Raw genomic sequence first — 15,247 nt, 5'->3', positions numbered from 1 at the left:
AAACATAAAGATTTCTTACAAACCAGAAAAGAACCTTATGCTATTTATTTAGCCATAAATACAAACATAAAAAGTTATAATAATATTTGTCCTAGCGAGCAATATTTTTGGAAATTTAATGATATGAATGAGCTTGAATGCTATAATCCAAAATTTGGCATATATCTTGGTAAAATTGTTTTTGATAAAAAAGGCAACAAACTCATCCCAAAATACATAGCCACTAAATTTGAAAATTTAGAAGAAGAAGTTAAAAAGATAAAAAATCCCTTATGGCTTGCTAATAAAAATCCTAATTATATTAAACCTAAATTTTATGATGGTATGGATGGGGGTTATTATTTTGAAAGTCCAAATAATTTAGAGTATCAATGTAAAATAGAAAAAGACACTCAAATTTTAAGCCAAGAACAAATCATTTCCTATGTGAAAGAACTTTATAGTAAAAACACAATGATAATAAAAAATTATATTGATGCAATCAATAAAAACCATGGCATAAAACCTTTCGTATTTAGTGATGAAATTTATGATCAATTAGGAGAAGTTGGCATTCTTACAAAAGAACAAGCTAATAATTTTAAAGATAAAAGTTATATTAAAAAAAATCCAATATTGCTTGCTATGCTTGATTATTTAGCAAAACAAAATAAAAAAGATGAAGATTATTTAATCACTTTTGATGATGAGTATTTTTATGCTGATTTGGTTTGGAGTTTAAAAGATTTCTTATTAGAGCTTTCTTATGGTTTGTTTCAAGATGAAACCAAGCTTCTTTTTAATCCTGCAGCTTATATGGATGACACAAAAATAGATTATAAAAATTTAAACGAAGAAATAAATAAGCGTTATGAAAAAATATTGCTTGATATGGGATTTGAAGGAGAAAATGGTTATTTTAATGATTATTATGATTATGGCTTTGGCAATAATGGTATTTTTAAATTTAGCATATATGATTATTTTGCTTATGATGAAATAGGAGTGCGCCCAATTCAACAAAGCCCATATGTTCCTCCTAGAAGCCCTTTTTATAGCCCTAATTTTGTCTATTCTGATGGAAATTATCACGGAGATGCAAAGCTTATCCCTTCTGCTTTAGGAAAGTATTATTTTGAGCTTTCCTATCAGAAAGGAGTTTATATAGAACTTTTACGCCCTTATTATCCAAGCATAAAAGATTTACCAGAAGGTTGGGACAATAAAATGCTAGAAAAAGCTAATTTAAAATAAATATGAGCATCCATGAAAAAACCTTTTTACAAACTTAAAAGATTTTATATACCTTGTGGTGTGCTTATAGCTTTGATTATTTTTATAAGCTTAACTTATCATTTTTTACAACGCCCTTTAGAGCTTATCTTTTGGGATAGATATGATATATCGAAATTATCTATTAATAACAAAGAGAAAAATTTTAAAACAATGAAAACTGTGAATTACTCCTACTTTCGCTAACGCTTAGAAGTAGGAGGTTCCTAACTAAAGCCAAGTATTCTTAGCTAGCTCGAAAGGCTTTTTGTTTATAGCTTACACCTAAATTTTCATATAAAATATTAAAACTTATACAAAAATCTTTCATAAATTGTTTCAGAAGTTAAAGAGTTTGTTTGGTATAATTGCATTAAGGGTTTTGCCACAAGGCTGCAACCCTGTGGCATAATCACACCCTAGAAAGGGGGTGAACTATTATGACACGACTCATACTTATAATTATACTAATTTGTATAATTACTGTCAAGGCTTATTAGCCTTGCCCCTTTGGGGGTGAATTTCTCCTTGTGGCTTACCCAACAAACTTTTTAACTAAACTTCTCTCCTTTCTATTGAATTTCTATATTTGAAAAATTTTATTATTTAAAAAGTATATGTTAAAGTATATGTTATTTGTATTATTAATTTTTAAAGTATGTTATTTTAGGTATTTTAACTATAAATCACACTACGACCTCGGGCGCCACTTATTTTTTGCGGGAATAGCTCAGGGGAAGAGCACAACCTTGCCAAGGTTGGGGTCGCGAGTTCGAATCTCGTTTCCCGCTCCATAGAGTAAAAAAATATAAAATTTTTTTTAATTATAAATTCTCGCTTTTCTCTAATACTAAAAAATACTCATTTTCTAGAATTTCAAGTTCTTTTTGCATTACTTCAAGTTCTTGATAAAGCTTGTTAATACCTATTTCTTGATATACATTTGGATCGGATAAATCTTGATTTAATTTAGCTATCTTTTGCTCTAAAAAATCTATTTTTTCAGGATGGTTTTTTAATATCTCATTTTCTTTGTAGCTCAATTTTTTAGAGCTTTTTTCTTTTTGGTTATTATTTTGCTCTTGGGTTTGAAGCTCTAAAGCAAAATTATCCAATTCTTCAATTTCTTTTTCATTTTCAAGATATTCAGTATAAAGAGTGTGTAAAATATTTATATATCCATTTCCCTCAAAAGTATAAAGTTTTGTTGCGATTTTATCAACAAAATATCTATCGTGTGATACTAGCAAAATAGCCCCTTCAAAACTGAGTAAATATTCTTCTAATATATTAATCGTAGCTATATCAAGATCATTAGTTGGCTCATCTAAAATCAAAACATCATATTCTTTAGTAAAAAGCAAGGCTAAAGCAACGCGATTTTTCTCTCCGCCACTTAAAAGAGCTACGCTTTTATCTAAAAATTCCTTAGGAAATAAAAAATTTTTCAAATATCCATAAACATGCATATTTTTACCACGAACTTCAACCCTATCTCCTCCATTGGGACAAAAAATTTCAAGCAAGCTTTTATCAGAATTTACCAAGCTTCTAGCCTGATCAAAATATCCTATCTTAAGCTCTCCGCGTTTTATTTCACCGCTATCTTGTTTTATTTGCCCTATAAGAATTTTTAACAATGTCGATTTTCCACAACCATTTCTTCCTACGATAGCTATGCGTTCACCTTGTAAAACACGCGTTGAAAAATCTTTAAAAAGATTTTTATTGTTTATATTTTTGCTTATATTTTTAAGCTCAAAAAGCATTTTTTTACGATTGATCGTTTTTTCTCCATTAAAATTTAAAGCCGCTCTTGAAATTTCAAGTTTTAAGCGTTTGATTGCTCCGGGATTTTTTTTCGCTTCTTCACGCATTTTAAAAATGCGTTCTTTTCGTCCTTCATTTCTTTTAAGTCTTGCTTTAACCCCTCTTCTAAGCCATTCTTCTTCGCTTTTTAATTGCTTTAAAAGAGTTTCATGGCTCTTAGCAAGGCTTTGCAAAATTTGTGTTTTTTTCTCTAAATAGTTTGCATATCCGCCTTTAAAAATACTAAGTTTACCCTGCTCTACTTCTACACACTTGTGCGCTATAGCGTCAATAAAATATCTATCATGGGAAATAAAAATCACACACATCTTTGAATTTTTTAGCAATTCTTCCAAAAAGCTTGTCATATATACATCTAAATGATTAGTTGGTTCATCAAGCAATAAAATATCAGGATTTTTTAGTAAAAGTATGCAAAGTCCAACGCGGCGTATCTCTCCGCCACTTAGAGTAGATATAATGCGATTTTCATACTCAAGCAAACTAAATTCTTTTAAAACGCGTATTATTTTAGATTCTATATTCCAAGCATCTTTACTATCAATCAAAGTCATAAGTGTATCTATTTTTTTAAGATGATCTTTATTATTAGGATCTTCTTCTAATTTTTTATGCAGTATTTCATATTCTTCTAAGGCATTGTAAATTTCTGCAAGCTCTTGCTTGATAGCTTCTTTTACACTTAAATTTGCATTAAAATCAACGGTTTGTGAAAGCATGGCTATGCTTTTTCCATTTTGTCTTATTACTCTACCGCTATCTAAAGGAAGTGTGCCTAAAAGCGTTTTTAAAAAAGTAGATTTTCCTTCTCCATTTTTCCCTATAATAGCAATCTTTTCTCCCTCGTTTGCACTAAAATTTGCTTCATTTAAAACTATTTTGTCTCCAAATTTTTTTGAAGCTTCAATTAAATCTATAAGAGCCATTTTTTATCCTTGACTGAGTTTAAAGCTAAAACTAGAACCATAGCCTAAAGTGCTAGAAATTTCAAGATAGCTTTTATGTATATTTAAAATTTTCTTTACTAAAAAAAGTCCCAAACCAAAAGAATTATCACTTTTTACATCAATTTTATAAAATTTTTTTGTAATCAATTTTATTTTATCTTCTTCTATGCCTTTTCCAAAATCTTGGACTATTATCTTTTGATCTCTTGCTGTTAAAATGACTTCTTTTTGACTATATTTTAAAGCATTGGAAAGCAAATTTATAATCACTTGCTCGATTAAAAATTCATCAGCCTTAACTTTCGTGCTTTTACCTTGCAATACAACTCTTTCAAAGCCTGGGTTTTTAGTAATTTTTTCACACAGAGAAAAAAGATCAAATTCTTGCATTTGCAAGGCTTCACTATTAAGATTAAAAACAAAATTAAGCTTATGGGTCAAAGCATTAAGTTTAATGCTTTGGCGCGAAATTTTTTCTAGCAATTCCTTTTTTAATTTTTTATCTTCCAATTCCTCGTCTTTTAGCATCTCTAAGCTAAGATCAATCACGCTTAATGGATTTTTAAGCTCATGAGAAATAGCAGAAATCACGCTAGCAAGCTGAGTATTTTTTAAAGTAATTTTATCGCTTTGTTTTTTATTTTTTTGGGTATTCTTTAGAATTTTCTCCTTAGTTTTTAAAAGTTTCTCATTTAGCAAATTAAATTCTTTAAACATTCCTTTTTCTAATATAACAACTTTATGATCCCCTATAGAATCCAAAAAATCCAAAATTTTATTAAAATTTTTCTCTATTCTTCTACCTAACAACAACATTAAAATAAAAACAAACAGCAAGCACACTCCAAAACCGATTGCTATTTTTGTCCAAAAAAGTTCTAAATCTAAAAAACGAGGATAAACAATAATAATATATTTATATCCTTTGTAAATAAAGCTTTTAGTAAGAATTTTTTTTGAATTAAAATTTAAAATTTCTCCTTCTTTAAGATTAGAAAAAAAATTAGGATTTTTTACAGAACTTATTTTCATATCATTGTTTAGGATAATAAAATCAGCCCTAGTATCTTTAGCAAAATCCTTGATATTAGCATCATTTAAATGCTCTAAGAGAGAAAATTTTAAAACATCATCAAGGCTTTTGATTTTTTGTTCATATTGTTTTGTAAGCAAGAAATTAAGATAAGAGTTAGTAAAAGTATAAAAAATAAACCCAAAAATCAAAGCCAATACAACAAAAAAAACTATAAAAATATTTTTAGTTTTTAGCATAATTTATAGCCAACACCCCTAACACTTATAATATGATCTTTTAGTTTTGGAAATTTATTTCTAAGTCTTGTTAGAGCTATATTGATTGTTTTATCACTTGTAGTATCATCTTTCCAAACACTTTCGCTTAAAAATTGTCTAGCAAGCAAGGTATTTGGATTTTCAAAAAAACATTTTAAAAGCTCATAGTCAAGATTTGAGATTTCTAATTTTTGATTTTTATAAAAAAATTCATAATTGGGTAAATCCAAAATAAAATCACCAAAAGATAGTTTTTCTTCTTCTTTTTTATGGCGTTTTAAAATTGCTTTAATGCGAAGCAAAAGCTCATTAAAATCAAAAGGTTTGCAAACATAATCATCACAACCACTTTCAAAGCCTTCGAGCAAATCTTGATGCAAAGCCTTGGCTGTAAGAAAAATAACTGCTTCTTTGTATCCTTGCTCTCTTAAATCTTGAATTTTTTCTAAAGAATCTCCACTTGGCAAATTTCTATCGACTATTAAAAGATCGATTTGCTCATTATCAAGCAAATCTTCAACTCCAAAAAAATCTACTAAAGATATAACTTCATAACCACTAGATTTTAACTTTAAAACAAGCAGCTCGTTTAAATCTATATCATCTTCTATAATTAAAATTTTAAATTTCAACATATTGGACAAATACACACGCCTCTAATTGTTTTAGTTCATCTAATACTTCTTTTTGAACTTTTTCATCAATCAAAACAACAGCCAAAGCATACCCAAAACCATCTCTGCCAAGCCTAAAATCAGCTATGTTGATATTTTTAGCTGCCAAGACAGAACTGATTTTAGCTATAACTCCTGGTATGTCTTTGTTTTTAAAAATAATCATTTTCCCTTTTGGCTTAAAATCAGTTTTAAAGCCATTTAATCCAACTATACGTTGTTCATTTTCATTAAACACTGTTCCTGAAACACTGATATTTGAATTTTCGGTGATAATTTTAACGCTAAGTTTATTATTATAACCACTATTTGGAAGAGTTTCGCAAGATAATTCAACTCCTTTTTCCTTGGCTACAAATTCTGCATTAACATAATTAATTTTTTCTCCTAAAATTCCACCCAAAGCACCAACAGCTGCAAAGGTTAGCATAGAATTTGCATACTCGCCAATAATTCCTTCGGCCTCTAATTTAATACTTTTTATCGGATTTTTATCAATTTGAACAGCTAAAAAAGCCATTTTAGAAACAAGTTCTATATAAGGAGCCGCAAAAGGTGGTAAATCTTCAGTTTTAATTGGTAAATTTAAGGCATTAGGATAAGCTACGCCTCGTGCTGCACTTAGCGCTTGCTCACAAGCTTCTCTTGCGATATTGTCTTGACTTTCTAAAGTATTTGCTCCTAGGTGAGAAGTAACTGAAATATTTTCAAAGTCTAAAAGAGGATGATTAGTCGCAGGTTCTTTATCGAATACATCTATACCAAGCCATGCTATTTTACCACTTTTTAAACCTTCATATAAAGCCTCTTCTGTGTACAATCCTCCGCGAGCACAATTTATTAATCTTATTCCATCTTTCATTTTTGCAATTTCTTGCTTTCCTATCATACCATTGGTTTCTTTGGTTTTTGGTGTGTGAATGGTAATAAAATCACTTTTTTCTAAAATTTCATCCAAATTTTTTGCTTGCTCCATATCTAAATCTGTAATCTTAGAAGCAGAAATATACGGATCGTAGGCTAAAATTTTCATACCAAATGCTTTAGCACGGATAGCCACTCTTGAACCTATATTTCCAAAACCTATAACCCCTAGCGTTTTGTTCATCAATTCAATGCCATACCATTTTTCTCTTTCCCATTTTCTTTCAATTTTTAAAAAATTATGAGCATTGACAAAGCTTCTAGCTGATGTTAAAAGATGTGCCATTGTTAGTTCAACTGCGGCAATAGTATTTGCAGTTGGGACATTCATCACAATCACTCCTCTTTTAGAACACTCTGGAATATCAACATTATCTACGCCCACCCCAGCACGCACAAGCGCTTTTAATTTTTTGGCATGATTTAAGAAATTTACATCTATATCCGTAGAACTTCTAGTAATAGCAACTTCAACATCACTTAGCATTTGCATAAGTTCATCTTTTGGAACTTTTGCAGCTTCTATAAGCTCAATATCTTCAGCTTTTCTTAGAATATCGACACCTTTATCCAAAATAGCATCACATACTATAATCTTTTTTTTCATAGCCAAATTTCCTTTACTTCTGTATTTATTTTATATTTTTTTAATTCTTTGATAATATCATCTATAAGTTTTTCATTACCTGTATCCAAAAAGATTTCTGGACTATCGCCTGATTTAAGAAGAAAATACTTCACATTAAAAGAATTTAAAGTCTGTCTTAAGCAAAACATAGAGTAAATATCATATTTTCCAACTATAAGTTGATAATATTTATTTTTCTCCTTAAGCTCGCTAGTATCCACATTAAAATATAAGGTAAATTTTTCTGCTGCTGGGGTAAAATCTCTTGTAGGCCATTTTGCTAATTCTTCTTGCCATGAAAGATCTTGATTTTGAGCTTGAATGCTTGGCTGCGTATTTGTATCTTTAGCAAATTGTGGAATGAAATTTACATTAGCTTTAAATTGCCAAAGTAATGTAAAAACAACAGCAAGCAAAATGAGTAATAAAATACTCAAAATGCTTATTGTAAAGTATTTTTTCATTAAGTTAGTTGATCTTTAATGATATCACCTAAGGTTACTTTATCATCATTATTGATTTCATTAAGAACTTCTCTTTCTTTCATTCTAATAAGATTTTTAACACTTAGGCGAATTCTATTTTTCTTTTCATCAATAAAAACTATAGCAGCTTCAATATCGTTGCCAATTTTTAAATTTTCAAGCATAGAAGTGCTTATATCTTCTTTATGAATTAAAGCATCAACATTTTTACTTAGCTCTACAAAAACGCCAAAATCTTTAATATCACGGATAGCGCCTTTTACAATATCGCCGACTTTATGAATTTTGGCATATTCTTGAACTGGAGAGCTACTTAATTCTTTTGCGCTTAATGATATTTTTTGGTTTTCTTCATCTATTTTGATAATTTTTACTTTGATTTTATCCCCTTGAGAGAATTTGTCTTTGCATTTATCATTTCTATCCCAAGAAGCATCTTCATTATGCAACAAACCTTCAATACCGCCAAGTCTAACAAACGCACCAAAAGAAGTTACTGAGGTAATTTCTCCCTCAACCACATCTGCAATTTTGTAAGATTTCATAAATTCATCAAAAGGTCTAGAAAGTAAATTTCTTAAAGAAACTCTTAAGCGTCTTTCATTTGGATTGATTTCAATTACTTCAACATCAATTTCTTGGCCTTTATTGATATAATCTTTTGGATTTTTAATATTTTTATCCCAAGAAATTTCACTGATATGTAAAAATCCTTCTATATCATTTCCTAAATCCACAAAAGCACCGTAAGGCTCTATATTTGATACTATTACTTTAATGGTATCACCTACATCAAGAGTATCTTTTATCTCACTCCATGGATCAGGTAAAGCCGCTTTTATAGATAAGGATAAATGTTTGCGTTCTTTATCATACTTTATAACTTTAACTGGAACTTTATCGCCCTCTTTATAAAGTGTTCCAGGATTTACAGGTCCTTTGTAAGAAATTTCGCTGTAATGAACAAGGCCATCAACACCTCCTACATCTACAAACATACCATAGGTGGTAATTTTTTTCACAATACCTTCAATTAAATCTTCTTGTTGTGCTACATTATTGATCAATTCTTTGCGTTTTCTTCTCTCCTCATCTAAAGTTTTTTTACGAGAAACAATGATACTTTGCTCATCTTTGTCGATTTTAATAATTTTAACTTTAAACGTTTTGCCTATAATGTTATTTGTTTCTTTGAAGCCATATTGAGATTTTGGCAAGAAAAATTCAACATCATTTTCATCAACAACTATCAATCCGCCTTTATTTTTTCCAACTACTTTTACGGTAAAAATATCATCTTGATTTTCTTGATAGTTTTTAATAAATTCAATAACTTTTTCTTTTCTCAAAGCTTTTTTATGAGAAAGTAAAGATCTGCCACCACGAGAACCCATAACAGCAACTTTAATACTATCGCCTACATTAAATAATAGCTTAGAATTATCATCTTGTATTTCACTAAGAGCTAAAATACCTTCAGATTTTTTGCCTATATCTACATAAACTTCATCATTTTTAATCTCTACAATCACACCCTCTGTTGTAGTCTCTTCTCTTGATTTATCGAAAGCCTCTAAAAGCAGTCCAAAATCTTCTTCCTCAAGATAATCATCTACGCCGCCTTGAACTTTTTTGTTCACCTCGCTCATTATGGTCCTTTAAAATAATTTTTAGAAATTGATTGATTTTACCTTATTTTTCTTTAATTAGTGTTAAGTTTTTTTATTTTTATTAATTTTTTTTAAATTTTTGACTTTTTTATTCTATATTGAAAACATTTTTTAATTAATTTTAAAATTTTCTATTTTGGCGATAACTTTTTGTATGATCCAATCAGGAGTACTAGCGCCTGCGCTAATACCACAATGTTTTTTATCTAAAAACCATTCTTTTTTTAACTCTTCTTCGGTTTCAATTAGATAACTATCTTCACAATTAGTTTTTGCAATCAAAAAAAGTTGTTTTGTATTGGCTGAGTTTTTACCCCCTACAACAACCATAACATCACTTTTAAGCGAGAGTTCTTTAATAGCATCTTGATTTTTAAAAGTTGCATCACATATAGTATTAAAAACTCTTACTTCTTTGGTTTTAAGTATTAAAAAATTTACTATCTCCATAAAATGTTCAGGCTTCTTAGTTGTTTGGCTTACTACAGCTATTTTATTAGGAAGTTTTATATGTTGAAGCTCTTTTTTATCCAAAACTACATAAGCTTTTGTGCTTACATAACTTTTTACTCCTTTAACTTCGGGATGATTTTCATCTCCAAAAATAACAACTTCATAACCCTCCTTGCTCATTTGCTCGCAAATTTGTTGTGGCTTTGTAACAAAAGGACAAGTGGCATCAAAAATTTCTATATCTTTTTTTCTCAATTCTTCTAAATCTTGCTTTGTAATACCATGAGTTCTTATAATAGCCTTTTTTTCATTGCTTAAAGCTTTTATATTTTCCAAAGTTTTGACATTAAAATTTTTTTGTAAACGAGAAATTTCTTCGTTATTATGAATAAGAGGACCTATAGTTGCGGCATCTTTTATTTGTTCTGCTTTTTTAATAGCTCTTTTAACACCAAAACAAAAACCATAGTTTTTTGCTAATTCAATAATCAATCCTAGCTCCTAAATTTGATAAAATCTCTATAAAATTTGGAAAAGAAGTTTTTATACAATCACTATCATCAATCTCAACTCCACAAAGCAAACCTAAAATAGCAAAACTCATAGCAATACGGTGATCTCCATAGCTTTTAATTTTTGAAGATTTTAGTTCGCATCCACCTTCTATTTCAAAACCATCATCAAGTTCTCTAGCTTCAACACCACAAAGCTTTAGATTTTCAACCATCGCAGTAATTCTATCGCTTTCTTTAACGCGTAATTCTTTAGCATTTATTAAACTAGATTTACCCTTAGCCAAAGCAAAAGCTATAGCCAAAGCAGGCGCTTCATCTATCAACCAAGCGATATTATCTTTAACTTCTATGCCATTAAGCTTGCTAGACTCCACCCTGATCTCACCAATAGTTTCAAAATCATTTTGAGTTATTGTCATTTCAAGTTTGGCGCCCATTTTTTGCAAAATTTTATACGCCTCTATACGAGTAGGATTAAGTAAAATATTTTTTAAAATAATTTGAGATTTAGGCAAAATAATAGCTGCTAAAACAAAATAAAAAGCCGAAGAAGGATCATTAGGAATGATTATATTTTGAGCTTTTAAAGGTTTTTTTAAAGGACTTATTTCAAGACTTAAGCCATCATTACTAACCCTTATTGGAGCTTTCATAGCCTTTAGCATGTTTTCACTATGATTTCGACTAAGAGAAATTTCACTAAAAGTGCATATATTATCAGCTCTAAAAGCAGATAAAATCATAGCTGTTTTAACTTGAGCTGAAGAAATTTCGCTTTTATAGTTAAAAGCTTTTAATTTTTGACCTTCTATACAAAGTGGAGCTAAATTTGCCTCATTTCTTCCATAAATTCTAGCGCCTATTTGAGTAAGTGGTTTGCTTATCCTTCTCATAGGACGATTGTTTAAATACTTATCTCCACTCAAAATAAAAAAACCAGAAATTCCTGCTAAAAATCCTATCATCAAACGCATAGCGGTTCCTGAATTTCCACAGTCTAAAATACAATTTGGAGATAAAATTTCTTTAGGGGGTATAATTTTGACGCAAGAATCTTTTTGTTCAATTTTAGCTCCAAGATTTTTTATAATTTCAAGAGTGTTTAAAGTATCTTGAGCTAAGAGATAATTTTGAGCCTTATTTTCTTCTTGTGTTAAAAGCGAAAATATAGCAAAACGATGAGATATGCTTTTATCTGCTGCTATATTTTCAAGTATAGCATTTATAGAGGTTTGCAATTTGTAAATTTTCATCTTAAATCAAGACCTAAATTTTTAAGAGTATTTAAAATTTTACCCATGCATTCATTTACTTGATTATCTTCTAGAGTTTTATTTATATCTCTAAAAGAAAAACTCATAGTAATGCTATAAAATTCTTTAAGGTTTTCATCACTATAAATATCAACTAAACGAAAATTTTCAAGTATTTCTAAATTCAATTCTTCGATACAATTTTTAATCTGATTGTATTCAAAACCTTTAGGTATTAACACGCTAAGATCTCTAGTGATAGCTGGGAATTTGGAGTAAGGCTTAGCTATTTTAAAATCTTGCTTAATTAAATCTAAATCAAGTTCGCAAATATATGTTTTTGGCAAATCCCTCTCATTTTCTATTTTTAAATGCAAACGGCCTATAAAACCTACTTTAATATCCGATAGATAAATATCTGCTTGTTCATAAGGGCTTAAAATATTATATTTTGATGATTTTAGTTTAAAATCGCCTATAATATTTTTAATGTCTAAAAGAAAATCATAAAATTGCACCGATTCAGGTTTTGCCTTATTAGAAATTTTAGCTTCTTCTTTTAAGCCAGAATGGATAAATGCGATACGATTTAATTCTTGATTATTGACATTGAAAACAACCCCTAGTTCAAAAAGTTTAATAATTTTTTTAGAATTTTTTGCATTTAAACTTGCTGCATTCAATAAATGATTTAAAAGGGTTGTTCTTAAAGTATTAAGTTCTGCTGTAATTGGATTGATTAGTTTTAATTTAACAGAATCAAAACCCAATTTTTTAAGTTCTTCTTCATTGTCTAAAACATAATGTAAGCTTTCAAAATAACCACTAGCTACTGCTCTTTTCCTTAAATTTAAAAACTCAATATAATTTTTATATGTAAAATTTAAACGATTTTTTTCTACAAATTCTAAACCCTTGGAAGCAATATTATCAATACCTATAATTCTTACAACTTCCTCGCAAATATCTGATAAATTTTTAATATCAGGACGATGTAAAGGTGCTTTAACATTTATAAGCCCTTCGCCTGAAAGTATGAGTTCAAAACCTAATTTTTTCAATATTTTTAATACTTCATCTTTGTCAACATTTTGCCCTATTATATCGCCAATACTTTCAATACTTATTGGTATGATTGGTAATTCTTTGTCGGTTAAAATTTGTTGAGAAGAACTATAAATAACAAGATTTGGAATCTGCTCAAAAATACTAAGTAAAAAATCCATTCCTAAATTTAATTTAGGCTCACTTCCCCTAAAACTTCTATAAAGCATTTTTTCATCTTGATCTTTATGATATATTTTAGCATCTGCAATTACCAATGGATCGGTATAATTAGCCTCAATAATAATTATTTTAGAATCATCTTTGCATCTACTTTCATTATTTTGGAAAATTCCGCTAAAGCTTAAAAGTTTATCTTTGTAAGATACTTTTGTTTCTCCATGCATTTGCTTGCTTAAATTGATGGTAAATTCTTCATCTTTTTCAGAAAAACCACTTAAATCATAAGCATTAAAAAGAACACCAGTTGAATGCGTTGCATAATTTAATAAATTTTCTATGGAATTTTTTCCCAAACCTTCAATTTGAGCAAGTCTTAAACTAAGCAATAAATTTGTTTGAATTTCTTCTTTTAGCTCTATAGCTCGATAATTATAAAGTCCGTTAAGTTCTTTCTCAGCTGCTAAGCGCAAAATTCTACCGATACCCAAAACATTTTCACTTTCTTTGAATGGTTTTGGTTCTTTTAAATTTAAATTTAAAGCTGTAGCTAAATCACGAGCAATACCATAAATACTTAAACAATCACCCCTATTAGGAGTAAGTTCTACTTCTATTAGCTCATCATTAAAAATTTCATAAGTATTTAAAGCTCTCCCAAGTTCTAATTTCCCTATACTCTCATCTAAAAGCATAATTCCTTCATTGATTTTTTCAAAACCCAATTCTAAACTAGAACAAAGCATACCACAAGAATCCACTCCTCGTAATTTTGCTTCTTTTATTTCCATACCGTTTGGCATGATAGCACCTTTAGTTGCAACAGCTACAAATTGTCCTACATCAACATTCGCAGCACCGCAGACAATTTGCAAGGTTTCACTTCCGATATCAACTTGACAAATGCTTAATTTATCTGAATTTTCATGTTTAATTTTTTCCTTAACATAGCCTACAACAACTTTATCTGGAGCCTTTAAAACGCCAACCCTATCAACTTCTATACCTATAGAATTTAAAGTTTTAGCTATTTTATCTGAACTTATTTCTTCAAGTTCTAACCAATCATTCAACCAACTTTTAGTAATTATCATCTAAACTGCTCCAATAATCTTAAATCACCTTCAAATAAAGATCTTAAATCTGGAATTTGATGCAAAAGCATTGCAAAACGCTCTACTCCTAATCCAAAAGCATAGCCACTTACATTTTCATAACCAACAAAATTATAAACATTAGGATCAACTATTCCACATCCTAAAACTTCGAGCCAACCTGTATGTTTGCAAACTCTACAACCCTTTCCTTTGCAAAATACACAAGAAATATCAACTTCAGCAGAAGGTTCTGTAAATGGGAAAAAACTTGGACGAAAACGAACTTTCACATCTCCAAACATATAACGCAAAAAATCTTCCAATACACTTTTTAAATTTGCAAAGCTAACCTTTTGCCCTTCTTCCACTACAAGGCCTTCAACTTGATGAAACATAGGAGTATGCGTAATATCAAAATCTCTTCTAAATACAGCACCAGGGGCTATCATCCTAATAGGAGGTTTTTGTGCAAGCATTGTCCGTATTTGCACTGGCGAAGTTTGTGTTCTTAAAAGCCTTTTATCATCAAAATAAAAGGTATCTTGCATATCTCTTGCAGGGTGAGATTTAGGTAAATTCAACGCTTCAAAATTATGAAAGTCATCTTCTATTAAAGGCCCTTTTTCTATGCTAAAATTCAAAGCTATAAAATACTCTATGATTTTATCCATGGTGCTCATAACAGGATGCAAGGCACCTGTTGTAATACTTTCATCAAAATAGTTAAAATTTAAAGCATCTTGTTTCATTCTTTCTTCTAAAGCAAGATTTTCCAAATCTTTAAATTTAGCTAAATAAGCCTCATTAAATATTTCTTTTTGTGCATTTAGTTTAGCAGCAAATTCTTTTTTCGCCTCATCTTCTAACTCTTTAAGCTTTGTAAAGCCTTCTGTTAAAATACCTTTTTTTCCAAGAACGGAAATCCTAATGGCTTCCAAATCATTTAAATTCTCACATTTTTGAATCTGTTCTATAAAATTTTGCAATTTTCTTACCTTAAAAT

12 protein-coding genes and 1 tRNA gene are annotated in these 15,247 nt (G+C 29.5%); 3 read left to right on the top strand and 10 right to left on the bottom strand.

Annotated features, from left to right (window positions below; translation table 11 throughout):
• The 3 genes from AJN60_RS09630 to AJN60_RS00320 form a co-directional block, all read left to right on the top strand.
• The coding region (locus AJN60_RS09630) for a hypothetical protein (protein ID WP_002871606.1) at nt 1–1,233 on the top strand (1,233 nt) is incomplete at its 5' end.
• A gap of 12 nt (nt 1,234–1,245) precedes the next feature.
• Nucleotides 1,246–1,458, top strand: a complete 213-nt coding sequence (locus tag AJN60_RS00325; protein ID WP_002861585.1) for a hypothetical protein — start codon at nt 1,246–1,248, stop codon at nt 1,456–1,458.
• 512 nt (nt 1,459–1,970) lie between these two features.
• A tRNA-Gly gene (locus tag AJN60_RS00320) sits at nt 1,971–2,045 on the top strand.
• Nucleotides 2,046–2,075: 30 nt separating this feature from the next.
• Here the strand turns inward: AJN60_RS00320 and abc-f are convergent.
• The 10 genes from abc-f to pheS all read right to left on the bottom strand — a co-directional run bounded on the left by abc-f (nt 2,076) and on the right by pheS (nt 15,230).
• Nucleotides 2,076–4,007 carry a ribosomal protection-like ABC-F family protein gene (abc-f, locus tag AJN60_RS00315; RefSeq protein ID WP_070243232.1) on the bottom strand — a complete coding sequence of 644 codons (1,932 nt, stop codon included), beginning with the start codon at nt 4,005–4,007 and terminating at the stop codon, nt 2,076–2,078.
• Between the two features lie 3 nt (nt 4,008–4,010).
• A complete protein-coding gene (locus tag AJN60_RS00310; protein WP_052949407.1) occupies nt 4,011–5,300 on the bottom strand; it encodes a sensor histidine kinase in 1,290 nt (429 codons plus the stop codon).
• A complete protein-coding gene (locus tag AJN60_RS00305; RefSeq protein ID WP_070243233.1) occupies nt 5,294–5,956 on the bottom strand; it encodes a response regulator transcription factor in 663 nt (220 codons plus the stop codon). Before AJN60_RS00305 ends, AJN60_RS00310 begins: the two co-directional genes overlap by 7 nt.
• Nucleotides 5,943–7,526, bottom strand: a complete 1,584-nt coding sequence (serA, locus tag AJN60_RS00300) for a phosphoglycerate dehydrogenase (protein WP_070285653.1) — start codon at nt 7,524–7,526, stop codon at nt 5,943–5,945. The genes AJN60_RS00305 and serA overlap by 14 nt, the downstream gene beginning before the upstream one ends.
• Complete coding sequence (locus AJN60_RS00295; protein ID WP_044779236.1) at nt 7,523–8,011, bottom strand: hypothetical protein; 489 nt, start codon at nt 8,009–8,011, stop codon at nt 7,523–7,525. Before AJN60_RS00295 ends, serA begins: the two co-directional genes overlap by 4 nt.
• Entirely contained in the window at nt 8,011–9,681 is a 1,671-nt protein-coding gene (locus AJN60_RS00290) for a 30S ribosomal protein S1 (protein ID WP_070243234.1), read from the bottom strand. The genes AJN60_RS00295 and AJN60_RS00290 overlap by 1 nt, the downstream gene beginning before the upstream one ends.
• Nucleotides 9,682–9,813: 132 nt before the next feature.
• Entirely contained in the window at nt 9,814–10,647 is an 834-nt protein-coding gene (locus AJN60_RS00285) for a 4-hydroxy-3-methylbut-2-enyl diphosphate reductase (protein ID WP_002861592.1), read from the bottom strand.
• Nucleotides 10,637–11,923, bottom strand: a complete 1,287-nt coding sequence (aroA, locus tag AJN60_RS00280) for a 3-phosphoshikimate 1-carboxyvinyltransferase (protein ID WP_070239657.1) — start codon at nt 11,921–11,923, stop codon at nt 10,637–10,639. Before aroA ends, AJN60_RS00285 begins: the two co-directional genes overlap by 11 nt.
• Nucleotides 11,920–14,241, bottom strand: coding sequence for a phenylalanine--tRNA ligase subunit beta (gene pheT / locus AJN60_RS00275; protein WP_070243236.1), 2,322 nt, complete (start codon nt 14,239–14,241; stop codon nt 11,920–11,922). The genes aroA and pheT overlap by 4 nt, the downstream gene beginning before the upstream one ends.
• Entirely contained in the window at nt 14,238–15,230 is a 993-nt protein-coding gene (gene pheS, locus AJN60_RS00270) for a phenylalanine--tRNA ligase subunit alpha (protein ID WP_002852567.1), read from the bottom strand. The genes pheT and pheS overlap by 4 nt, the downstream gene beginning before the upstream one ends.
• Between the last annotated feature and the right edge of the window lie 17 nt (nt 15,231–15,247).

The sequence above is a fragment of the Campylobacter sp. BCW_4323 genome, assembly GCF_001763115.1.
GTDB classification, from domain to species: domain Bacteria; phylum Campylobacterota; class Campylobacteria; order Campylobacterales; family Campylobacteraceae; genus Campylobacter_D; species Campylobacter_D jejuni.
The sequence above is the reverse complement of the archived record's forward strand: the minus strand, read 5'-3'. Positions and strand labels throughout refer to the sequence as shown.

Bases quoted from the DNA above. Each gene is read 5' to 3' on its own strand.
- AJN60_RS00290 (WP_070243234.1), bottom strand. From the start codon at position 9,681: ATGAGCGAGGTGAACAAAAAAGTTCAAGGCGGCGTAGATGATTATCTT.
- AJN60_RS00295 (WP_044779236.1), bottom strand. From the start codon at position 8,011: ATGAAAAAATACTTTACAATAAGCATTTTGAGTATTTTATTACTCATT.
- AJN60_RS00305 (WP_070243233.1), bottom strand. From the start codon at position 5,956: ATGTTGAAATTTAAAATTTTAATTATAGAAGATGATATAGATTTAAAC.
- AJN60_RS00325 (WP_002861585.1), top strand. From the start codon at position 1,246: ATGAAAAAACCTTTTTACAAACTTAAAAGATTTTATATACCTTGTGGT.
- abc-f (WP_070243232.1), bottom strand. From the start codon at position 4,007: ATGGCTCTTATAGATTTAATTGAAGCTTCAAAAAAATTTGGAGACAAA.
- AJN60_RS00310 (WP_052949407.1), bottom strand. From the start codon at position 5,300: ATGCTAAAAACTAAAAATATTTTTATAGTTTTTTTTGTTGTATTGGCT.
- pheT (WP_070243236.1), bottom strand. From the start codon at position 14,241: ATGATAATTACTAAAAGTTGGTTGAATGATTGGTTAGAACTTGAAGAA.
- aroA (WP_070239657.1), bottom strand. From the start codon at position 11,923: ATGAAAATTTACAAATTGCAAACCTCTATAAATGCTATACTTGAAAAT.
- serA (WP_070285653.1), bottom strand. From the start codon at position 7,526: ATGAAAAAAAAGATTATAGTATGTGATGCTATTTTGGATAAAGGTGTC.